The following is a 22,465-nucleotide window of genomic DNA, read 5'->3' on the forward strand; positions in this document are numbered from 1 at the left end:
AACTCCTCAGAAAAAAACAGCCAATGAGGGGCTAAAGACCGACCATTGGCTGTTGTTCTCATGCTTATGAGACACGATTAAATTGATAATTTTGATTCAAACAGTGGACTGACTGGTTTGTTCTCATGGATTCGTTTGATCGCTTCGCCCATCAAGGCACCGACACTGATCTCATCGATTTTTTTCGACTTGCGGTCTTCTGGCAAGTGAATCGAATCTGTCACAACTAGATGCTCAATGGCAGAATCTTCGATCCGTTCCAAGGCAGGTCCTGACAAAACAGGGTGGGTACATGAGGCGTAAACACTTTTAGCACCTGCTTGTTTCAACGCATTCGCAGCCAATGTGATGGTACCAGCAGTATCGATCATATCGTCGATCAAGACACAAGTTTTGCCCTCAACATGACCAATGATATTCATGACTTCTGCTACGTTGGCTTTCGGACGACGTTTGTCGATGATCGCGATTGGTGACTTAAGAAACTCAGCTAATTTACGGGCACGAGTCACGCCCCCGTGGTCTGGTGAAACGACGACGACGTCATCGCCTTGAATGCCTCTTTCCAAGAAGTAGTTGGCGATCAATGGTGCACCCATCAAGTGGTCAACTGGGATATCAAAGAACCCTTGAATCTGTGAGGCATGCAAATCCAGTGTAACCATGCGGTTCGCACCGGCTTTTTCGATCATGTTTGCTACAAGTTTTGCGGTGATTGGTTCTCTTGATCGCGCTTTGCGGTCTTGTCTTGCATAACCATAATAAGGCATTACTACATTGATCGTCTTCGCACTGGCGCGCTTCAAAGCATCGATCATGATCAGCAATTCCATTAAGTTATCGTTTACAGGGCTGCTGGTTGATTGAATCACGTAGACGTGGGCACCACGAATACTTTCTTCAATATTCACTTGGATTTCACCATCGCTAAATTGTTTGACTGAACACTTACCTAATTCAACACCTACTGCAGCTGCGATTTTTTCCGCCAAAGGACGATTTGAGTTCAGAGAAAAAATCTTCAATCTTGGATCAAAATAATGATTTGACATGAGAACCTCCACTTTCTTTGCGTTCATCTAGAAAAAAATGACTCCTTTTACTAGAATCTTCTTCCTAATAAATAGTAGTCATTTTTCCTTAAGAAATCAAGTCATTTCGCTATTTCTAATTTAGATAAGGCAACTTTTTCGCGTAATCCGCTTTATTTTCCTGACGGGCGCGGGCAATCGCCATACTGTGTTTAGGAATATCTTTGGTGATCGTTGAGCCAGCAGCGATCATCGTTTCCTCTTCGATGGTCAATGGTGCAACTAGATTGGAGCCAGAGCCGATAAAGCAATTGTCGCCGACAGTCGTTTTGAATTTGCTCTTGCCGTCATAATTAACAAAGACTACGCCGCAACCGACATTGATGTTTTTGCCTAAGGTCGCATCGCCAACATAAGACAAGTGTCCGACTTTGGTGCCTTCACCAATCGTCGCATTTTTGACCTCCACAAAGTTCCCGATATGGGCATGGGCCAAAATTTCCGCATGGGGACGAAGATGGGCATTGGGACCGACATCGGCGCCATCATGAATGATGCTCTCCTCGATCGTCGATGCCTTGATCGTCACTTGGTTGCCGATCTTGCTGTCTTCTATTTCAGAAGCTGCCGTAATGACACAGTCTTCTCCGATCGTCGTCTTCCCTTTGATGGTGACACCGGCTTCGATCAGAGTATCTGATCCGATCACAACACCTTCGTCGATATAAGTCGTTGCCGGATCGATCAAGGTCACGCCATTTTGCATGTGCTGACGATTGATCCGCTGACGCATCAAGCGATTGGCTTCGGCTAAGGCGATGCGGTCATTGACTCCTAATGATTCATGAAAATCTTCGGTTTGATAAGCAGCGATGATTTTGCCGTCTTCCTTTAAGATCTCGATGATATCAGTCAAGTAGTACTCCCCTTGGGCATTGTCCGTATCTAATTTTGCCAAGGCGTCAAATAACAATTCATTATCGAAGCAATACGTCCCTGTATTGATTTCTTGGATCAGCGCTTCTTCGATCGACGCATCTTTTTGCTCAACGATTTTCTCCACGATACCGACACGATCCCGCACGATTCGGCCATAGCCTGTTGGGTCTGCCGCTTGCGCCGTTAAGATTGTCGCCGACGCATTTTTCCCTTGGTGGTAATCGAACAAGTTATTCAAGGTTTCCGTCGTCAATAACGGTGTATCCCCACTGATCACTAAGGTCGTCCCTTTTTTGCCTTTTAAAAACGATTCGGCTTGAACGACAGCATGGCCAGTACCCAATTGTTCGGCTTGTAAGGCATAGTTGGTGCGATCCCCCAGTTGCTCTTTGACCATTTCTGCCCCGTGACCGACGATCGTCACGATCTCTTCAGGATTTGTTTCCACCACTCGATTCATGATGTGCTCCACCATTGGTTTGCCACAAACAGGATGTAACACTTTATATAACTTCGATTTCATGCGCGTGCCTTTTCCAGCCGCTAAAATTATTGCAAAACGTGCGTCCACGTATTCCACTCCTATCAATCTGAACGATTTTTGTTCACTGAATTTCCTATAAACAGTTTAGCCCAAGTACTTGTAAATTTCAACGATTTAAGGAATCCCCACCTAGACCAATCAAAAAAGACTGGCGGCCGCCGTTTAAAAAACAGCTGCTTGCGCCAGTCTAAGAGCCACAAAAATCAGGCTTTTTTCTCAAAGTAATTTCCCGGTACTACCGAGATCGTTTTGGTCTGGGTATCGACATCTTCAACATACAGCAGAGAACTGTAATCGCTGATGGCCCGCTTGCCTTTGAATTTCGTTTCGGCAAAAACCGTAATACCGACTAATTCGGCCTCAAATTCTTCAATCAAGCTCTTCATCCCATTGACCGTGCCGCCGCCTTTCATAAAGTCATCGACCACCAATACTCTAGAGCCGCGCTTTAAGCTGCGCTTGGATAATTCCATTTTTTCGATGCGCTCTGAAGAACCAGAGACATAATTGACACTCACGGTCGAGCCTTCAGTGATCTTGGAATCACGACGAACGATCACGAAGGGAACATTCAAGTAGTAAGAGACTGCTTGAGCGATCGGCACTCCTTTAGTAGCAACGGTCATCACCGCATCGATTTGTTCGCCTAAATATTTGGAAGCGATGATGCGGCCGACTTGACGCAGCAATTCCGGTTCGCCCAATAAGTCAGATAGATAGACATAGCCGCCAGGCAGCAAACGGTCTTGCTCAGACAAGCGTTCTGCCAGCCCTTCGACGTACGCATACGCTTCTTCTTCAGAAATTTCAGGCACAAAAAAAACACCGCCAGCAGCGCCTGGCACGGTATCAAGAATGCCTGTTCCTCGTTCTTTAAAGGTCTTTTTGATAATAGATAAATCTTCGCTAATCGATGATTTTGCAGAGGCATATCGTTTAGAAAAGAAGGACAATGAAATCAATTCATGGGGATGATTCAACAAGTAATGTGTCATATCGATCAGTCGTTCACTTCGACGTATTTTCACACCGGACAACTCCTTTAGTTTATTCGCCTTATTATAAGGCTTTTTCGGGATAAATGCGAGCATTATCTAAAATATTGCTTATATTGTTCGGTTTTGATTAGAGTTTAAAAAAAAGAAACGAAAATTCTTCGTTTCTTTTTCATAAAGCCCTTTATTTTAGGCGTTGTTTTCGTTGCACGAGGATCACGATGCGTTTGATCAAATTGATCACTAAGAAAAGAGCGATAAAAACCAGCGTGATCGTCGCTCCCGGTGGTGTGTCCAAATAAAAGGAACTGGTCAAACCAGACATCATCCCAATCATGCCGATCACGACACTGATCAAAATCACGGCATTGAAGCTCTTGCCTAAACGCATACTGATGGCAGCTGGTAAAACCATGATCGCAGAGATCAACAATGCACCCGCAATCGGGATCATCATGGCGATTGCCACCCCCGTCAAGACATTAAAGAGCATCGACATCACTCGCACAGGCAAGCCATCGACATGAGCGGTATCTTCATCAAAGGTCAAAATGTACATGGGCCGTTTGAATAAGAAGAATAAAGCAAAAACGACTAAAAACAAAAAGCCTAAGATCCAGACTTGTTCTTGTGTGATCGTAACGATCGACCCAAACAAATACGATTGGATACTCGTTGCGGAGTTCCCCCCGCTAAGGTTCATCAAGACGAGGGCTAACGCTAAGCCGCCAGACATCAAAATGGCGATCGAGATCTCTGAATAACTGCGGTACAGTGTTCGCAAGTATTCCAAAATGATTGCGGCAATGACTACGATCAATAGCGTCGTCAAACTCGGATTTAGATTTAGAAAGAAGCCCAGTGCCACCCCTGCTAAAGAGACATGGGACAGCGTATCAGCCATCAATGACTGTCGCCGAATCACTAGAAAGACCCCCAGCATCGGTGCGATACCAGCAATAAAAATCGCCGCAAGAAAAGCTCTTCTCATGAATTCATATGAAAGCAACGCCATGGTGAATCCTCCTTCCGCACTAAACGGATCTGACGGTCCGCGTATTCTTTGATATCTTCGTGATCATGGGTGATCATCAAAATCGACTTGCCGTGGTCATGAGCATTGTGCCGTAGCAGTTCATAAAACAGATTGCGGGATTGTTCATCCATCCCCGTAGTCGGTTCATCTAAAATAAATAAATCAGGGTCCGTGGCAAAGACCCGTGCCAAGCTGATCCGCTGCTTTTGGCCACCGGACAACTCGCCGATCCGTTTATGACGCACGTCCCACATACCGACGGCATCTAATGCACGGCGGACATGTTCATGGTCTCGTTTCGTCAAGCGCTTGAACCAGCGATCTCTTGGGTAGCGGCCCGATTGGACCAATTCCAAAACGGTGCTGGGGAACCCGACGTTAAAGGAAGCAATCTGCTGAGGAATGTAGCCGATGCTTAATTTTTCACCAGCAGCATTCTTGGTCGCCAAGGTGACTGCTCCTTTAGAAGGTTTCAACAAACCAAGGGTTGCTTTGATCAAAGTAGATTTTGCCGCCCCATTTTCGCCAGTCAAAATCACGAATTCGCCGTCTTCGACAAAGTAGGAAATGTCTTCCAAGACGGGCTCATCATCATAATAAAAGGTCAAATCTTTTACATCGATATAACGCACGCAGGCGCCTCCTTAGTGAATACTTTTTTGTAATGCTGCCAAATTGTCTTCCATTACAGACAGGTATGTTTCGCCGTTATCCATCTGCTCTTGCGTCAAGCTTTCTAATGGATTCAAGACCGCCAGCTCCACTCCTGTTTCAGACGCTAAGGTCTCAGCCACCTTCGATGACGCGTTTTCTTCAAAATAGATAACTTTGACTTGTTTTTCTTCTACATATTCTTTCAGCTCAGCCAACCGACTTGGTGTTGGTTCTTGATCGGGTGAAATGCCCGAAATCGATTCTTCGACTAAATCATACTGCCGTGCCAAATAGCCAAAGGCTGCGTGCTGCGTAACGAAGGTTCGTTGGGTCGCATCCTTTAACGCCGCTTGGTAGGCTTCATCTAAAGCAGAAAGCTTTTCGATATAGGCAGCTGCATTTTCCGTGAAAGTTGCCTTTTGCTCAGGAAACTTCGCAATCAAGTCATCGCGAATCGTTTCTACTTCTTGGATCGCTAAGACTGGGTCGGTCCAAACATGAGGATCGTACGTATGATCATGGCCTTCATGGCTGTCTTCGCTTTCGTGATCATGCGCGTCATGATCTTCCTCCTCTGTGCCTTCCACCAACTGAATGTTTTTGGCCGCTTCGATCACGGCTGTTTGCTCAGGATCGACGGAATCCGTCAAACTAGCGACCCAAGTTTCTAGCTCAGGACTATTGTAGACAAAGGCATCTGCATCCATGATTTTGGTCATATCTTTGGCACTTGGCTCATAGTCATGAGGTTCGGTTCCTGCAGGGATCAACAAGGAGACCTCTGCTGCGTCGCCTACGACTTCTTTCGTAAATTCGTACATTGGATAAAACGTCGTGACGATCGACAGCTTCTCTGTGTCACTCGATTGGCTTGTCGCTTCTTGCTGCCCACAAGCGCCAAGAAGCACGCCCCCTAAAAGGAGTGCTGTAGTAAGTAAGATTTTTTTCATCGGGATTTCCCCTTCCATTTGCTGGCTCTTCTTTTTATTTTAAAACGGAACAACTCCGTTTTGTTAGCAAAAGTTACTCTATCAAATGATTTCCGGTTCGTCAAGACAAATCGTACGTTTTACGATTTAAAACTTTTATTTCGAGATAAATCGGAAAACATAGGAGAAAACGTTCATTTGAAGCGGATTCTTCTCTCAGGAACTTAGCTATATTTTACGCCATTCGCCATGCGCCCCTGCTGTACCAGCTTGAAAAATTAGAGAGTATGTAGGATAATAACCTAAAAGCACTTGGAGGAAACGAAGATGAACGAATTTGTAACTGTGCCGCCAACTGTAAACAACAGCGACTTGTTGACTCGAATCGTCTTACCAGAAGATCCTGCATCGCAGCAAACCGAAGAAATCCGCAAAACGATCGACAAACCATTGTATGAAGAAGACAAAAAGAAAAAATCCGCAAAGAAGCAGCACCAAAAAGAATAGCCTTTGCTTTACGTAAAGAATCAGACCCCGACGCCTTATTTTCGTCAGGGACTTTTGTGTAGGGCAGCTTCTAGATGCTTCCTTCCCCACTTCAGCTGCCTTTTTCTTTACTATTGAAATAGAAGGCATACAAAAAAACACAGGCGAATTCAGCCTGTGTCCTTGACTCATTCATTTCAATGTACGTACAAGATAAACCTCATCGCAGAATCCTTTTAAGGCATTATAGACCCGCTGTGCCCGCGAATATTTTTGACAAAGAGCAAAGACAGTCGGTCCGCTGCCGGTCATCAAGGCAACATCGGCACCATATTTCATCATGCGATCTTTGATCTGTTGGACGATCGGATACTTCGGGATCGTGATGGCTTCTAGGCTATTGCCCATGGCAGCGATCATTGCTGGATAATCTTCGGCTAAGACGGCGGCCGACAATGCCGCGATATCTGGATGGTGCAGTTGGTCTAGCTCAACTTCTTGAAAGATTTTCCCCGTTGAAACACTCAAACGAGGTTTAACCAAGATGACCCAACATTGCGGCATCGGCCGCAGCGGCGTCACCAGCTCCCCTTTTCCTGCAATGTGGGAAGTGGTCCCATAAAGACAATAGGGAACATCGGTGCCGACTTCCATACCAATATCGATCAGCTCTGCCATGGAAAGGTCTAAATGCCAGAGGCGAACCATCCCCCGCAGCGCTGCCGCACAATCCGTACTGCCCCCACCTAACCCAGCTGCCACCGGGATATTCTTGGTGATGCGGATACGGATGCCTTTTTTGATACCATAGCGTTTTTTTAAGATACTGGCGGCTTGATAGACATTATTGCGTTTGTCGATCGGCAAAAAGGCTTTGTTGGTTTCTATAATGATCTTATCTTCTGCTATCTCTTCCATTATCAGACGGTCGGCTAGATCAACACTAGACATCACCATTTCCAACTCATGGTAGCCGTCTGTTCTTTTCTCTAACACATCGAGACCGAGGTTGATCTTAGCTGGCGCTTTTTCAATAATCTCCATCTTCATTCATCCAATCATCTGATAGTTATTTAGTTCTATCATAGCAGATTCTTATAAGATAGTTGAGTGATTTCTCTTGTTTTTATGATTGTTGCCATTTTGGTTGCCCTTTGGCTTGGTTCCTCGTAAAATAGAAGTACCAACTCAATAGATAAAAGAAAGCGGGGGAACCACATGGCAAATTTGATTCCAAGAGATTTCGCAGGCAGCGAAGAACTATTAGGCAAATTAATGAACAGTTTTTGGCAAGAACGGCAAATGAACACGGACATTAAAGAGTACGAAGACAAGTATCTCGTTCAAGCAGATTTACCCGGCATCAAGAAAGAAAACATCCGCGTCAGTTACGTCAACAACACGCTGACGATTTCAGCGGCTCAAACAGAGACCACGGAAACCGAGGAGGATTTCGGACATTATTTGCGCAAAGAACGCTCTAGCAGTGCCTATCAACGGACCTTCACCATCACAGACATTGATGACGAGTCCATTAAAGCAGTGTTTGAAGACGGCGTTTTGACCCTGACGTTACCAAAAGCCAGCTACAAAGATGCACCCGCAAAAAATATTCCGATCGAATAACCGAGATACCAAAAAGGCAGTCCCTTCAGAGAACGCTCTGGGAGGACTGCTTTTCTTATTTGCGTGCTTGTCGTCGATACGCCTGTCTTGAGGTCTGTAGTTCTTCTTCAGAAATCTCTTTTTTGACGTACAATTTCAAACTGTATGGTTCATGGTATTTTACATCATTTTTGACAAAATCACCGCCAGTGATAAATAAGCCCACTGGCTCTAAGGGCTGTTTGCCTGTCCATTGGATCGTGCCGACTTTCGTCATCTCCGTGTAGCTAGTACCGATCTGCAATGCGTACTCATTTTCCCCTTGCTGTTTGACAAAATAGTAAGGATACAAGGTGTTTTTCGGGATCGTAAAGCCGTTGGATGACGGTTTGATCGCCAATTCTTCTTGAGCGATCAAGGTCTGCAAATGATTCGCCAATACCAGCTGATAGTCTTCTTCAAAATGGATCACCGCTTTTTCAGTCGTCAAACGATCAATGTCGGTGGTGCTGATGGTTTCTCCTTCAATATTGAAGACTTCGTCTGGTAAAACTTTGACAAAGGCCTGCGTGACATCGAACTTCATATTTTTGTTTAAGAAATAATAGAAGATATTTAGTACCCAGAAGTAGACTAAGACCAAAAAGCCGACCGTATAAAGGATCGCTTGAAAATAGTTTTGGTTCGCAAACATCCCGTAGACGATCCGCAAAATATACGCCGTTGGAATGATACTGAGGATGGTATAGGCACGGTTCAAGTATTTAGGACTGATATCGAGATAGCCCAAAAATTTATGGATGCCGTTGATTAAATCTAAAATAAGCGTCATTTTCTCACCTACTCATTTCCTTGATTCTCATCCATGATCCCTTGTGGATCTGGCGTGGTCTCTTCACTTGAAGAAGGTGTTTCCTGATTGTTTTCCGATGGTGCTGGTGAAACATTGGCATCGCTTGATGGCGTCGTTTCTGCAGGCACCGAAGAAGACGGGGTCGTTTCTGGTGTTACTACTTCACTGCTGGATGACGGTGTTGTCTGCTGGTCATCGTTCGTCGGTTGTGAGTCCGTGCTAGCAGGTGTTTGATTTTGACTGTCCTCCGTTATCGAAGACGGTGTGCTTTCACTTGGTGCTTGTTCGGTCGTTTCTGTCGTTTCCGTCGCACGACTTGGTTGGCGGTAGCTGCCTGAATTCACCACGCCGGTGGCAGTGGCAATGATCGTTGATATCGTTAAAAGTGCAATTGGTTTTAAAATAGGCGGGACTTTTCGCATGATTCTCATCCTTTTCTTACCCGATGTTGCCCATTGACAGCCTCGGTTCCTTCAGCCTCTTCTTACCTTTATAATCGTTTCTGACAAAAGGGTCAAGATTCCAGAGGCTTCTGTCGCAGGATTTAAAAAAAACTAAACATGTAACTGTTTTCACAAAAATACAACGACGGCAGTTGCCGCCGCTACACAAGGTATTCATAAAACTTTTCAAAGGTCAGCCGCAACGTGCCATGGTAATCCCGTAAAAGGGCGGGCAAAGCGATCACTTCTTCATGTAGGATCGGGGCATCGATTTGGATCACCGCTTCTTCCTCATCCAGATAATAAGAACTAAACAGTTCATCATCAGCAACTTCTTCTAGCTGATTGGTCAGCTCTTCATAAAACTTTTCTACGATCGGTTCTGCCAACTCATCAAAGACTGGCTGCAAGGCTGCTTCTACAGCTGGAAAAGGCTGTGCGAGTAATTGCTGTCCGCTGAGGGAATGGCTGGTATTCTCATAGGTCAAATAAAGCAGGTCGAAATAATCCTCTTCTTCCCCGATCGCTTCTAGCGTCAAAAGGGCTTTTTCTACCAATGAAACCAAGGCCGAGGATACTTCCTGATGCATCACCGCATCAACTTTTTCAAATAATTGCTGTTTCTCGATGACAAATGTTTCTTCCATAAAAGTGAATTCCGCTTTTTCAAAGCAAAGGGGGGTATCAGAGATAAATAGTTGGATCGTTGCCATGGCGTTGCCTTCTTTCTTTTTCAAGCTGCGGACAAACAGATGATTTGTCAACAGCGAAAATCTTCGTTAGCATAAATAATAGCAGGTGAACAAATTGTTCATCAAGTAATAAGGAGGAGATCGAATGAGTAAAGTTGCTGTTATTGTCACTGATCTAGTTGAAGATGTTGAGTTGACGTCACCAAAAGAAGCACTGGAAGCGGCTGGACACGAAGTAGTCGTTATTAGTAATGAAGGCGCCGAGACCGTCGAAGGCAAACAAGGTGGAACATTTACCGTCGATGCGGCCATTGATACGATCGATCCTGCAAGTTTTGATGCTTTGTTGATCCCAGGCGGTTTCTCCCCTGACCAATTACGGACCGATGAGCGCTATGTGTCATTGACGAAAGACTTTTTGACATCTGATCGTCCCGTCTTTGCCATTTGCCACGGCCCACAACTGTTTATCCAAACAGGACTGACAAAAGATTTGACCTTGACGGCTTATGATTCTGTGCGACCAGATTTAGCCTACGCAGGTGCCACCGTCAAAGATGAGCCCGTCGTGATCGACGAAACCTATCGGTTGATCACCAGCCGAAACCCAGATGATCTAGATGCCTTCAATCAAGCCATTACCGAGGCATTGAATTAACCACGAATAAGACTTGGTTTCTTAGAGAAAAAAAGCCGCCAGTTGCAGCGTTCGATCCTTCGTATCGATCGAGCTGCAGCTGAGCGGTTTTTTCTTGCGTAGCTTTTCAGTTTTCAGTGAATGGCTCTTTCCCCGTTACTCGTCAGAGGGCAGCTCAAAACCATCGAAAGTCTCGCCATCATAGTAGCGCAATAATTCTTCCGTCGATAATAAGGAAGACGTCATTTCTTCCTGTGTCTCATTAGCCTCTCGAAGTTGGGCAAGGTAAGCCGCATAGGCTTCTGCCAACTGCCGATAAACAGCTTGCCGCGAAGTTCCTTCTGCTTGGATCGTCGGCAATTCACGGATAAAGGCCCGATAGACGGGGCGGTTTTCCTGCCATTCGATCGGCAACTCAATTACTTGAAGCTGGGCTTCTTCAAACCATCGTTCCATCGCTCTCCCTCATTTCTTTTCTTATTATCGTCAAGTTAGCAGCAAAGGTCAATCAGTGAGCAAAAAAATACAAAACAAGCGTTGAAAGAAATTAACACATCCGCAAAAGCTCGCTTGTTGGGCTAGCTTTTACGGATGCGGCAATTTATCTGCTTGTTCTGTGTGTTACTCGTTTTTATGCGGCAACATACGCATATTTTTCAATGTTTTGTCGGATCGTTTCAATCATGTCTTCATCTTGTAAGCCAGTGATTTCTGCAATGACTTCTGGCAGTTCTTTTTCATCCAAAAGTGCTTGTAACTGTTGGCTTTGCTCATCTTCCGGATCTTTGTAGTTGAAGATCATGCCGATCGTTTCATAGAGATGGTCTGGCTGCATGTTGCGTTTTTCTAACTCAAGGACTGGTCGGATAAAGCGTTCTTCGGTCCCTAATTTGCGGACAGGTGTCCGTGCCACCCGAGTGATAGCATCGGAAATGTGTTTGTTTTTAAAGCGTTGGATGATTTTTTCGATATACCGTTCATGTTCTTCGGGATCAAAGGCCCACTTCTCAATTAAAAGCCGCCCAGTTTCTTCGAGAACGGATTTTAATTGGATCACCACTAAATGGTCCTGCATCGCTTCATCGATCGTCTGATAGCCTTGGAGGGCGCCTGTGTACGCTACCGTAGCATGACCCGTATTGACACTGAATAATTTCCGTTCAATATACGGTTCCAGGTCCGCCACATAATGGACCCCTTGCAGATGGATCGAGGATTTCATCCCTGACTCTTGGATCACCCATTCGCAAAAAGGTTCTACTTGAACGAATAAAGGATCTTCATGGTGCTGCAGCGGTACGATGCGGTCCACCGCTGCATCTGGAAAACCAACCGTCGCTTCTAACGCGGACCAATCCGCAACGTATTTTTGCACTTCGCTTTTTAAAAAGGTCGATCCGCCGATCATGTTCTCACAGGCGATCACATCAATGGCTGGCTTGTCTGGGTGTTGCTGACGTGCTTCTAAGCCTTTGGCGATCAGCTCAGCGATATGCGGCAAAATGTTGGGACCAATGGCGGTCGTAAGGATGTCTGCCTCGGCGATCGCTTGGATCACCGCTTCTGGTTCTTTGGCATTGTTCAATCCCGTCACATGCTCGATGTGGATCTGTTCTTGGGTCTCATCGGCTAATTCGATCGTATACCCTTGTCTTGCTTTTAAGGCGTCAATGATCGTTTCATTGACATCAATAAATGTGATTTCAAAGTTGTTGGCAGCCAATATCTCGCCGATAAAGCCGCGACCAATATTACCTGCACCAAAGTGAACTGCCTTCATGTCTTGTCTCCTCCTTAAATCCTTATGCTACGGTCAAACTTTGGGCGATTTCTTCTTTATCTAAGGCATCCGCCAATTCGACAACGTTATCGATATCGCTGCAAAAGAGGGCGATTTGTTGGACCAATTGCAGGTGATCTTCCCCTTTGCCCGCGATGCCGAAAAGGACGGTGACAATTTTTTCTTCGTCCGCGGTACCGAAATTCACGCCATCAGGTACTTGCACGATACAGATACCAGATTTTTTGACGTATTTTTTGGCTTCATCCGTGCCGTGAGGAATCGCAATAAAGTTCCCCATATAGACTGAGAGCATCTCGTCACGCTCAAGCATGGCTTCGACGTATTCTTTTTCCACACAGCCTGCCGCCAGCAATTTTTCGCCGCAGTAACGAATGGCTTCTTCTTTGGTCGCAAATTGTTTGTTCAATTCAATCATGTCTTTTTCTAATACTTGCATTCGGCTCATCCTTTCTTAATTTGCTGCTTTGATCGATGCTACGATCCGTTGATAGTTCGTCGTTCCCATCAAATTATTGACAGATAGGTGGATCGCTTCTGGCGCTGACGTTTGCGCTTGCGGCGTTAGGGCTTCTTTTGTGATCACCAGTGAAGAGGCGTTGGCATGGAGATCATTGATATGGCTTTTTCTGATCGGCATCGTCAGAGCTTCTTTGGCTAAAAGATCTTGGAAGACTTTCTGAGCCATCGTTGCCGAACCTTTGCGATCATCGTGGGCCAAAATGATTTCGCTGACTTGCTTAAGGTCATTGGCGGAAGGAACATCTACCTGGTTGCCTGCTTCAGACTTTTTTGCTGACTCCCCCGTTGTCTTAGTCCCTGACAATGTGGCTACGATTTCATCGTACCGTGGAGAGTTCAGGAAATTTTCAACCGCGACAAAGGTCGCATTTGGCGCTTTTTGTTTGGCACGTTCTTGCAATTCTTCTTGAGTGACGACCAGCGTATTGGCATCGTCCGTCAAATTGTTGATGGCGGAATTCGAGACATTTTGTGGAAGACCCGCTTCTTTGACTTTTTTACGTAAGATCGATGCCCCCATAGCACTGGAACCCATGCCTGCATCACATGCGAAGATGATACGATTGATGCCAGTCATTGGTTGAGCCGCCAAGCCTTTTGAGCTGAGTTTTGCTGCTTGCGTTTGTTGTACTTTTTCTTCAAAATTATCCACCGTATCCTTCGCATCTGCTTTCAAGATCGCGGCAGCGACGATAAAGGATACGCCTGCTCCTACGGCAATTCCCGCTAAGACAGAAACGACACTCATCACCGAGTTGAATGGCGTCATTGCTAAGATCGCAATGATCGAACCTGGTGAAGCAGGTGCCCGTAAGCCTGCACCTAGCAATTGGAAGGTAAAGCTTCCTGATACACCGCCGGCAATCACTGCTAAGAACATCAATGGTTTCATCATGACGTATGGGAAGTAGATCTCATGGATCCCACCGATAAAGTGAATGATGATCGCTCCAGGTGCCGAAGATTTCGCTGCTCCTTTTCCGAAGAAAGTGAAGGCTAGCAAGACTCCTAAACCAGGTCCAGGATTGGCTTCTAACAAGTAAAGAATCGATTTCCCAAATTCGCTGACTTGCTCAGTGCCTAGTGGTGTCAAAATTCCATGGTTGATAGCATTGTTTAAGAATAAGATTTTTGCTGGTTCAATAAAGATATTGGCTAATGGAATCAAGTGGGCATTGACGATTACTTCGACCCCTGCTGCCATTGCTTCTGTCAAGGTGTTAACAACTGGCCCGATTGCTACAAAGCCCAGTAATGCTAAAGCAAAACCGATCAAACCTGATGAAAAGTTGTTGACCAACATTTCAAAGCCAGCGCGAACTTTGTCTTGGAAGATCTCGTCAAATTTCTTGATGACCCAACCGCCTAAAGGACCCATGATCATTGCACCCAATAGCATTGGGATATCCGTTCCGACGATGACCCCCATCGTTGCGATCGCCCCAACCACGGCTCCGCGGTCACCAGCAATCACTTTCCCGCCAGTATACCCGATCAAGATTGGGATCAAATACGTTAGCATTGGACCGACCATCGTTGCAAAGGCTTCATTTGGTAAATACCCATCTGGAATAAATAATGCCGTTAATACACCCCATGCAATCAATGCGCCGATATTCGGCATCACCATACTCGACAACGTACTGCCTAATTTTTGAACTTTTGCTTTGACTGATGATTTGGCTGCTTTTTGTGTCTGTTCCATTTTTTTCTCTCCTCTCGTCTGCTTACACCCTTATTGTAGGCGCTTCCCAAAAAGCTCGAAAGTCGTACTTTGGCACAAAAAACTGTGCCAAAACTTGTAGCCAAACGGATAGAACAAAAAAAGGCGAGCAGCCCCTGCACTCGCTTATTTTTGTTATGTTTCACGTGGAGCATTTTTTTGGATTTTGCCAAAACGCAAAAAAAAAACGTGTACTCACTCCTTCTACACAAGGTAGAAAGAGCAAGTACACGGAGGCAGCTCATTCATGTATTTCGTTCGCTGCTCTTGTTGCAAGCCAGCCTGCTGCTGATCGCTTATTCTTCTGCCAGCAAAATCTGTTGGATCTCTTCAACCGATTCGGCATCACTAAGCGCCCGAACATTCTGCATATCAGAACAAAAAAAGGCGATTTCTTGCAAAACAGCTAATTGCTGCTCTTTTAGGACGACTACGAAAAGGATCGTAGCGATTTTGGGCTGCTCCTTCGTGCCGAAGTCAACGCCATCAGGCACTTGGATCAAAAAGAGTCCTTCTTCCTTGATCCATTGCTGGGCTTCTTCTTCCGCATGGGGCAATGCCACAAAGTTGCCGATGTAAACACCTGCTTTTTGATGGCGCCGCAAAAGGCTTTTGACATAGGGGAAGGAAACGATCTCCTGGTTGACTAAGTACTCGCCAATTTTTTTCAGGGCCTCTGTGGCATCGGTAAAGTGTTGATCCAACAAAATCCTCTCCTGTGGAATATACATCGCTGATCCCTCCTATTGTTTTACTTCTTCAATCAAGAGCGAAGAGAGCAACTGATAAATAATCGAATCATTACCCGAATTAAAAATCTCCGTATTTAGATCATTCATAATGATCGAACCACTGATTTTTCCTAACATCTGAGAGCTTGTTTCATTGATAGGATACGGCGCAAGCATGACTAATAAACGGGTAACAGCGATTTCTTTTTTATCCATCGCTAAAAGGGGCAAAGGTTGTTTCAAGTCGAAAATACGAAAAACTGGTTGCAGGATCGCCGAGCTCGCCGCGTGAAACAAAGCAAAGTGAGTGTCAGGAATGCCCACTGGCGCTTGGAAGTAGCGCCGTAAGAGACGATCAACGACTTTCTCACGATCCAAAACAACATGTTCATCAAAAGACGTCAGCACCAGCTGCAACGTTTCTTCCAAGTCCGCTGGGTTATCAATGGCTTGCACTTGAAACAGCGCCAATAGCTGGTTAATGGCTTCGATAAAAGCCAAGACCGCTTCATAGGATTCCTCTTTGACCAAAGCAGAGGGTGCTTTTTTTGCGGAACGTTTTTTCTGACTAATGGCTTGGAAGGCCTTCTTCAACTCTTGAATATCTTCTTCTAGCAGGATCGGTGAAACGAGTTTGTACTCTCCTTGATACCCTGGCAGCAAGGAAGTCGAGATCACCAAGTCATAGGTCTCCTCGATATTTTCCCGTTTGACATCTCCCACTCGAAAGAAGGTGATTTGATTGATAAAGGGAAAATGTTTCCGCAGCTGCATCTCTAATAAACTGATGGAGGCTAATCCGCTAGGAGAGATCCCTGCAATATTGACTTCTAACACTTTCGGATTTTTTTCCAACGAATTGGCAAAATGCAGGACCATATAGGCGATTTCTTCTTCCGAGAACTGCTGCTGCGGAAAGACCTGCGGCAGATGATTGCGAATCCCGCTGGCGATCTCGACATACTGGTTCATGATTTTTTCTAGGATAGGGTTGTTCAAATGATCTTCTTCTAAAATAGCCCGCGTCATCACTCCTGAGATATGGGTCAGCAGCATTTTATACAAGTTCGTATCTTCATAAAACGCCACTTCCGTTTGCTCACTGACCAATTCGATCAAGCGTTTCACACGATAAGCCAAGTCAGTATCAAAATTGTCATCAAAAAAATCACGATCAAAGGAATTAGCAAAATCACCTAGTAACACGGCAAAAAAGACGATTTCGTTGATGGAATAAAGCAGTTTCGTCTTTTCGGCGATCTGAGCAAAAATCTTTTTCGCCACCTTCAGCAAGTCTTTGTTGATCTGACTCGGGTACGTCTCTTCTTCCACCGTGTAGCCCAAAGCTACCCGATCCATGGCTAGCGCCAGCATCAAGACGATAAACGCCAATTTGCGGTCACTAAGTTCCTTGAACTGCGGCTCGATGGTTTCTCGAATCAGCCGCTGGGCTAGCAATAGATGGTCACGGGACAGAAATTGAAAAATAAACGGGGCTTCATCATCGGTTTCCAGTAAATGGAAAAATTGGTACTCATTGATCTCCATCACTAGTGTATTGGCTGTGATCAACCGCCGATATTTTTCGGAGCCTTCGATCTCATACCCTTGATTGCGCACGATCCTTAACGGCAGCCGTGCGAGACTTTCTTCTAGCTGTTTGATATCTGAAAAAAACGTCGTATTGCTGATTTGGTAGCGATCCAAGAAGAAATGACTAGATACAGGCTTCGTGGCGGTAGTCAGTTGCAGCAAAATACGATGTTGTCGCTCACTAGCCGCGAATTCTTGATCGGTATCTGCCATAATGGCTTCTTGCAATTGGCGAATGCTCGTTTCTGATGCAAAAATTTGGAAATGACCACGACCGACCTTCTCTAAGGTAGCTCCTACTGTTTCCAGCGATTTTTCTAAATTAGCCAGTTCACGGTACACCGTTCGTTTACTGACTTTTAAGACTTGCATCATGCGATCTAAAGAAACTGGACCGGTACTATTCATCAATTCCGTTAATAAAAGTGTTTCACGATTGGTCAAAAACATAGTCGACTCCTTCTGTCAGTAACTGACGATACGCATCTGTCGTCAATAAATCATCCACCACCAGCAAAGGAACATCTGGGATCAGGCACTTTTCTGCAAGTTCTTTCGGGAGGATATAGATTGCCGTAGGGTCAAGAGCTTGTCCTTCATACGCCATTTTTTTGATGGTCAAAGACAGCGCTTGTTGGCGGGCCATTTTGCTTAGTATCTCCACTGCCATCGTTTGTGAACCGCGTTTTTTTCCAGTATACAAAAAGATGATCGTTGAAAATCCTAACGAACTTGCTGCCTCGGTTTGCAGCGATTTTTGCGGATCCTGTTCTCTTCTTTGTAATTCTAGGATCAGCGGGGCATACTCATCAGCCGCCAAAAAATTATCTAACACATAATGCTGTGCGTGTGGTGTCTGCTTTTGGGCAATAGCTGCTAATTCCCGTTGGGTGATCACCAAAAGCGCGGGATCATCGATCACACGATAAATCGATTGATAGCGGACAGGAAACGTTAGCTGGGCTTCTTGTAACTGTTTTTTTAGTATGCTGGCACCAATCGCACTGGACCCCATCCCTGCGTCACAGGCCACGACGATCTCCGTGACTTTCTTCATTTTCGGCATCTTACGCTCCTCATTTTCTGTATTGGACTTCCGTTTTAACAGCACACTAGCGATCGCAAACGATACGACCGTACTGACGACAATCCCAGCTAAGACACCTAGGATCATAGACGGCGGTGTATTGAGTAAAATCGCTAAGATCGAGCCCGGAGACGCAGGCGCTCTTAAGCCTACCCCTAAAAATTGGAAGATCAGCGTGCCACTGAAACCACCAACGATCGGACCGAGCAACACCCAAGGATCGAGCAGAACAAACGGGAAATACACTTCATGAATCCCACCAATAGCCTGCACAAAAACGGATGCTGCGGCATTCGTTCGGTTTCGCTTTGAACCAAAAAAAAGATACGCCGCTAAGACCCCTAATCCTGGACCGGGGTTGGCCTCGATCAAAAATAAAACCGACTGACCATTGAGTGCCGCTGCTTCGATCCCTAGCGGTGTAAATAGACCATGGTTGACAATATTATTAAAAAACAAAACCTTCAATGGTTCTACAATGATATGGATAAAGGGCAAGACGTTTTGCTGAACAAAATAATCAACCAGCTGATAGCTGCCGAGACTGAACCAATTAAAAAGCGGCGCCAATAGGAAGTAACTTCCTAAAAAGAGGAGTCCGCCAAACGCACCTGCAATAAAATTGCGCACCAGCATCTCATAGCCACTTTTGACTTTGCTCACGATCGAATCACTGCGGTACAATAGCCAGCCCGCTAGCGGTCCCAGAAGCATCGCCCCAAAGACCTGGGGAATATCCGTTGCGAGAATAGCCCCTAAGATCGCCACTGCTCCTACGACCCCACCTCGTTCAGGCGCCAACATCTGCCCACCTGTATAGGCGATCATGAGGGGCAGCAGCACAGTCAAGACCCCTTGTTCCATTTGCTGGATCACTTGTTGATCGACTGAGAAAAAAGGCAGCAGGAATGAAATCAGCATCCACGCAATAAAAATACTTAAATTCGGCATCATCATGCGAGAAAGATAATTCGTATAAAACTTAACCGTTATCATTTTTTCTCTGGAAGACGAGGTCTTGTTCATTTTATCCGCTTCCTTTCTCTTCTCTATTATAAGATGTTCTGGCAAGACTGAAAACAAAAAAAGCATACGTTTTTTAAAACAGAAATCAAAAAAAGCTGACGTAAAACGCCAGCTTTTGAAATAGCTTCAATTGATTTAGTTTACGCGTACCGCGAAATCTGGTGAGTAATAAGAGTAACTGCTAACAGAAACATTTTGACCTGGTGTTGGTGCATGAACGTATTGTCCGTTACCCATAGCGATCGCCACGTGGTGTGTGCTTCCGCGGCTACCCCAGAATAACAAGTCACCAGCTTTTGCTTCATTGATCGAAATCACCGTACCAGAAAATTCTTGTGCGTAAGTTACCCGTGGTAATGAGATCCCAACTTTAGCAAATACATATTGTGTAAAGCCAGAACAGTCAAAGCCGTCTGGTGTCGTACCACCCCATACATAAGGAGTACCAATGTATTTCATTGCTTCTGCTACGATTGCTGAACCGTTGACCGTTTGTGCGGGTGCAGGAGTATTGCTTGCACCATTGCCGCTATTGTTCGATCCTTGGTTGTTATTGCTATTGTTATTGTTGGCAGGAGTCGATGGTGTCGTATTTGTTGAATCGCCACCTTGTGATGAATCTCCTTGTGTGTTATTAGTCGTAGAACTAGAATTTGTTGTAGCGCTTGGTGTTGTTGAATTTGACGTTGAAGATTCACTAGACGCTGCTGCTTCCTGAGTAGCTGCTTCAGCTGCTGCCGCTTCTTGAGCCGCTGCTTCTTGTGCTGCTTGTTCACGAGCGGCTGCTGCCGCCGCTTCTTCTGCAGCGATGCGTGCTTGTTCTGCTTCGTATTCTTCTTTTTGTTTTTCTAAATCAGCTTTTTCATCTTCTTTAGATGCTTGTTGAACAGCCAATTCCGCTTGTAAAACATTTAAATCGGCTTGTTTGGCTTGTAGATCCCCTAATTGTGTTTCTAGCTCAAATTGGTTCGCTGCGATTTCTGCCAATTTATCGTCGTTTTCTGCTTTCTTCGCTTCAACTGCTTCTTGGTCTGCCTTTTGTTGATCCACAAGATCTTTGTTAGCATTGACGATCGTCGTCATTGCTTGCACACGGCCAATAGCATCTGTTAAAGAGTCAGCTTCTAATACTGCATCAATAAAGTTCGTGCTTTGTCCATTGACTTGAACGTCACGGGCTTGTTTTTGGATCGCTTCTTCACGCTTTTCGATCCTGACTTTCAAATCAGCAATTTCTTGCTTCAACTTTTCAGAATCCGCACGCAAATCACCTTGTTGTTGCAACAAAGTTTGGGCTTTTTCATTGATTGCAGCCACGTCGCTTTCAAGTGCTGCTACTTGTGACTGGATGCTCGCTTGCTGGTTTTGCAAGTCAGAGATCTCTTTATTTTTTTCTTCAATTTTATTGTCAAAATCTGATGCAAAGACAAGTGTCGGTGCTGCTGCAGAAGTAAGAACAATTGAACTTACTAACAATAAAGATAAAATTCGCTTTTTCACTCTTCATTCCTCCGGCTGTTGCTTCCCCTAATATGGTTTTTTTATGTATAAATGCTTAAGAATACCTAAAGTCCTTCACGATAGTGTGATTGTAACACAGCCGTATGTCAGAGAGATAAAAGGAATATTACAAAAACATTTCAATCGCTGTTATTTTTATACAGTCAAACGCAAAAAAAATGAAGCTATTCGTCTTTGAATAGCTTCATGAATGGAACGACTAAAAGGATAAACAAAATGATGTTCAATAAAAGCGTTGGTGCTAGAAAGCGGGAAACAAAGAATGACGTGCTAACTGATGCGATCTTAAATAGCAACTGGACGCCCAACGTCACAACTTCTAAGCTTGTAACAAAGATGATCATTCCGAAAAACATGGTAAATACATTTTGATAAAGCGTATTTTGCAAAATATACATGATCCACACGATCAAGGGAAACGCCACCGTGTAGATGCCGATCACACCGACATAATACACGTCATAGAGGCAGCCGATCACAAGCGCCGTGGTGATCAAAAAGTTTTTCGGCAAATACTTCGCGCCACATAAAAGGGCGATCAATAAAAGATGCGCACTGGCGATATAATTGTCTTGGGTCCATTTTTCTAAAAAACGCGTCAGTTGTCCATCTGCCAACATCATCAAAAAGAAGACGCCCGCTGCCAGGTATTTGATGTAGTCATGCTTTTTCATGGCTATTCCTCACCTGCCAAGCGTTTGATAATCGTTACTGCTTGAATATCATACATTTGGGCATACGGTTTTACAAACACTTGGGTATCAAGACCAAACTCATCTTTGGTGGTACGGATCACTGTTCCGATCGCTAAGTCGGCAGGCGAGTTTCCGCCTAATCCAGAGGTCTGCACGACATCGCCTTCCTTCAGCTCATTGTCCCCTGTCAACTGGGTAATGACCAAGGAACGTTCTTTTTGATCGTAACTACTTAGAATCCCAAAGTTTGACCCATCTTCGCCGCTGATCCGAACCGGATAGTGGTTAGAATTCTGGTTTTCAGAAGTCAAAAGTTCAATTTTAGAAGAAGCTGCATTGACTTCTATCACACGACCAATCAAGCCTTTTTGCGACATGACCGCCATGTTGACCTCAACGCCGTCTCTTGAGCCTCGATCCACGATCAGCATATCTTGCCAAGTATCAGGTGACCGATTGATGACATTGGCGGAGATCCGTTCATAATTCGTCAAGGTCGCATTCAGCTCTAGCTCTTCTTTCAAGGCATCTATTTCTCTTTGCGCATTGTCCTTCGCTTGTTCCAATTCATCAAAACTGTCCAATTTCTCTTTTAAACGTTCATTTTCTTCATACGTCACAAACAAGTTTTTGACTGAATTCGCCCCATTTTCGATCCAACGAAAAGGCGCCGTAATCACTTTATCGATAAAGCCAACGGAGTCATTGACCGTTGATTGCACAACATTGGTGGAGTTTCCCGCAGCTCTGCGGGCGATCGTCACGCTTAATACGGTGACAACTAAAATCACAATAATCAATGTGATGATAATATTTTTATTAGGATTAAACTTTTTCACAAAGACACCTCAAATAATTCCAAACTGTAATTCCAATTTTACCATTAATACCCTGCAAACAAAAGCTAAGTTGACCGTCTTAA

At 44.9% G+C, this 22,465-nt stretch carries 23 protein-coding genes; 3 read left to right on the top strand and 20 right to left on the bottom strand.

The genetic code is table 11. The annotated features are described in order from the left end of the window. Positions 1-77: 77 nt before the first annotated feature. From A5883_RS13365 to A5883_RS13390, 6 genes are all read right to left on the bottom strand, one after another. The gene (locus A5883_RS13365; protein ID WP_005230276.1) at positions 78-1,052 is read right to left on the bottom strand and encodes a ribose-phosphate diphosphokinase; all 975 of its coding nucleotides are present in this window, start codon (positions 1,050-1,052) and stop codon (positions 78-80) included. Positions 1,053-1,167: 115 nt separating this feature from the next. Next, positions 1,168-2,541, bottom strand: a complete 1,374-nt coding sequence (glmU, locus tag A5883_RS13370) for a bifunctional UDP-N-acetylglucosamine diphosphorylase/glucosamine-1-phosphate N-acetyltransferase GlmU (RefSeq protein ID WP_005230274.1) — start codon at positions 2,539-2,541, stop codon at positions 1,168-1,170. A 176-nt stretch (positions 2,542-2,717) separates the two neighbouring features. Further along, entirely contained in the window at positions 2,718-3,542 is an 825-nt protein-coding gene (purR, locus tag A5883_RS13375) for a pur operon repressor (RefSeq protein WP_005230273.1), read from the bottom strand. A 151-nt stretch (positions 3,543-3,693) separates the two neighbouring features. Then, on the bottom strand, positions 3,694-4,524 hold the full coding sequence (locus A5883_RS13380) for a metal ABC transporter permease (RefSeq protein ID WP_005230272.1): 831 nt from the start codon (positions 4,522-4,524) through the stop codon (positions 3,694-3,696). Next, positions 4,497-5,177: a metal ABC transporter ATP-binding protein gene (locus tag A5883_RS13385; protein WP_005232967.1), complete on the bottom strand. Its 681-nt coding sequence runs from the start codon at positions 5,175-5,177 to the stop codon at positions 4,497-4,499. The genes A5883_RS13380 and A5883_RS13385 overlap by 28 nt, the downstream gene beginning before the upstream one ends. Positions 5,178-5,189: 12 nt before the next feature. Then, complete coding sequence (locus tag A5883_RS13390) at positions 5,190-6,149, bottom strand: metal ABC transporter substrate-binding protein (protein WP_034696266.1); 960 nt, start codon at positions 6,147-6,149, stop codon at positions 5,190-5,192. Between the two features lie 306 nt (positions 6,150-6,455). Between A5883_RS13390 and A5883_RS13395 the strand changes: the two genes are divergently transcribed. Further along, positions 6,456-6,635, top strand: a complete 180-nt coding sequence (locus A5883_RS13395; protein WP_005230269.1) for a hypothetical protein — start codon at positions 6,456-6,458, stop codon at positions 6,633-6,635. 171 nt (positions 6,636-6,806) lie between these two features. Here A5883_RS13395 and ispE read toward each other — a convergent pair whose 3' ends face one another. Next, complete coding sequence (ispE, locus tag A5883_RS13400) at positions 6,807-7,658, bottom strand: 4-(cytidine 5'-diphospho)-2-C-methyl-D-erythritol kinase (RefSeq protein WP_034858541.1); 852 nt, start codon at positions 7,656-7,658, stop codon at positions 6,807-6,809. Positions 7,659-7,832: 174 nt separating this feature from the next. On the opposite strand from ispE, the gene A5883_RS13405 reads away from it, so the two are divergent. Further along, on the top strand, positions 7,833-8,240 hold the full coding sequence (locus A5883_RS13405; protein ID WP_086338838.1) for an Hsp20/alpha crystallin family protein: 408 nt from the start codon (positions 7,833-7,835) through the stop codon (positions 8,238-8,240). Positions 8,241-8,295: 55 nt separating this feature from the next. On the opposite strand, the gene A5883_RS13410 is transcribed toward A5883_RS13405, so the two are convergent. From A5883_RS13410 to A5883_RS13425, 3 genes are all read right to left on the bottom strand, one after another. Next, positions 8,296-9,051, bottom strand: coding sequence for a DUF6681 family protein (locus tag A5883_RS13410; RefSeq protein ID WP_016608332.1), 756 nt, complete (start codon positions 9,049-9,051; stop codon positions 8,296-8,298). Between the two features lie 8 nt (positions 9,052-9,059). After that, positions 9,060-9,494, bottom strand: a complete 435-nt coding sequence (locus A5883_RS13415; RefSeq protein WP_086338839.1) for a hypothetical protein — start codon at positions 9,492-9,494, stop codon at positions 9,060-9,062. A gap of 182 nt (positions 9,495-9,676) precedes the next feature. Further along, the gene (locus A5883_RS13425; RefSeq protein WP_086338840.1) at positions 9,677-10,228 is read right to left on the bottom strand and encodes a hypothetical protein; all 552 of its coding nucleotides are present in this window, start codon (positions 10,226-10,228) and stop codon (positions 9,677-9,679) included. Between the two features lie 124 nt (positions 10,229-10,352). On the opposite strand from A5883_RS13425, the gene A5883_RS13430 reads away from it, so the two are divergent. Beyond that, positions 10,353-10,865, top strand: coding sequence for a type 1 glutamine amidotransferase domain-containing protein (locus tag A5883_RS13430; protein WP_005230261.1), 513 nt, complete (start codon positions 10,353-10,355; stop codon positions 10,863-10,865). 135 nt (positions 10,866-11,000) lie between these two features. Here the strand turns inward: A5883_RS13430 and A5883_RS13435 are convergent, their stop codons facing one another. The 10 genes from A5883_RS13435 to mreC form a co-directional block, all read right to left on the bottom strand. Then, positions 11,001-11,300: a hypothetical protein gene (locus A5883_RS13435; protein WP_015510628.1), complete on the bottom strand. Its 300-nt coding sequence runs from the start codon at positions 11,298-11,300 to the stop codon at positions 11,001-11,003. 175 nt (positions 11,301-11,475) lie between these two features. Beyond that, on the bottom strand, positions 11,476-12,624 hold the full coding sequence (locus A5883_RS13440) for a mannitol-1-phosphate 5-dehydrogenase (RefSeq protein ID WP_086338841.1): 1,149 nt from the start codon (positions 12,622-12,624) through the stop codon (positions 11,476-11,478). Between the two features lie 22 nt (positions 12,625-12,646). Beyond that, complete coding sequence (locus A5883_RS13445) at positions 12,647-13,084, bottom strand: PTS sugar transporter subunit IIA (protein WP_005230254.1); 438 nt, start codon at positions 13,082-13,084, stop codon at positions 12,647-12,649. A 15-nt stretch (positions 13,085-13,099) separates the two neighbouring features. Continuing rightward, complete coding sequence (locus tag A5883_RS13450; protein ID WP_086338842.1) at positions 13,100-14,872, bottom strand: PTS mannitol transporter subunit IICBA; 1,773 nt, start codon at positions 14,870-14,872, stop codon at positions 13,100-13,102. A gap of 314 nt (positions 14,873-15,186) precedes the next feature. Further along, entirely contained in the window at positions 15,187-15,621 is a 435-nt protein-coding gene (locus A5883_RS13455; protein ID WP_086338843.1) for a PTS sugar transporter subunit IIA, read from the bottom strand. A 12-nt stretch (positions 15,622-15,633) separates the two neighbouring features. After that, positions 15,634-17,664: a BglG family transcription antiterminator gene (locus A5883_RS13460; protein ID WP_005230244.1), complete on the bottom strand. Its 2,031-nt coding sequence runs from the start codon at positions 17,662-17,664 to the stop codon at positions 15,634-15,636. Beyond that, the gene (locus tag A5883_RS13465) at positions 17,645-19,393 is read right to left on the bottom strand and encodes a PTS mannitol transporter subunit IICB (protein ID WP_086338844.1); all 1,749 of its coding nucleotides are present in this window, start codon (positions 19,391-19,393) and stop codon (positions 17,645-17,647) included. The genes A5883_RS13460 and A5883_RS13465 overlap by 20 nt, the downstream gene beginning before the upstream one ends. A gap of 69 nt (positions 19,394-19,462) precedes the next feature. Next, on the bottom strand, positions 19,463-20,827 hold the full coding sequence (locus A5883_RS13470) for a C40 family peptidase (protein ID WP_086338845.1): 1,365 nt from the start codon (positions 20,825-20,827) through the stop codon (positions 19,463-19,465). Positions 20,828-21,012: 185 nt separating this feature from the next. After that, the gene (gene mreD / locus A5883_RS13475; protein ID WP_010748845.1) at positions 21,013-21,522 is read right to left on the bottom strand and encodes a rod shape-determining protein MreD; all 510 of its coding nucleotides are present in this window, start codon (positions 21,520-21,522) and stop codon (positions 21,013-21,015) included. Between the two features lie 2 nt (positions 21,523-21,524). Further along, the gene (gene mreC, locus A5883_RS13480; protein WP_010748844.1) at positions 21,525-22,382 is read right to left on the bottom strand and encodes a rod shape-determining protein MreC; all 858 of its coding nucleotides are present in this window, start codon (positions 22,380-22,382) and stop codon (positions 21,525-21,527) included. Between the last annotated feature and the right edge of the window lie 83 nt (positions 22,383-22,465).

The sequence above is a fragment of the Enterococcus sp. 5B3_DIV0040 genome (assembly GCF_002140755.1).
GTDB lineage: Bacteria > Bacillota > Bacilli > Lactobacillales > Enterococcaceae > Enterococcus_D > Enterococcus_D casseliflavus.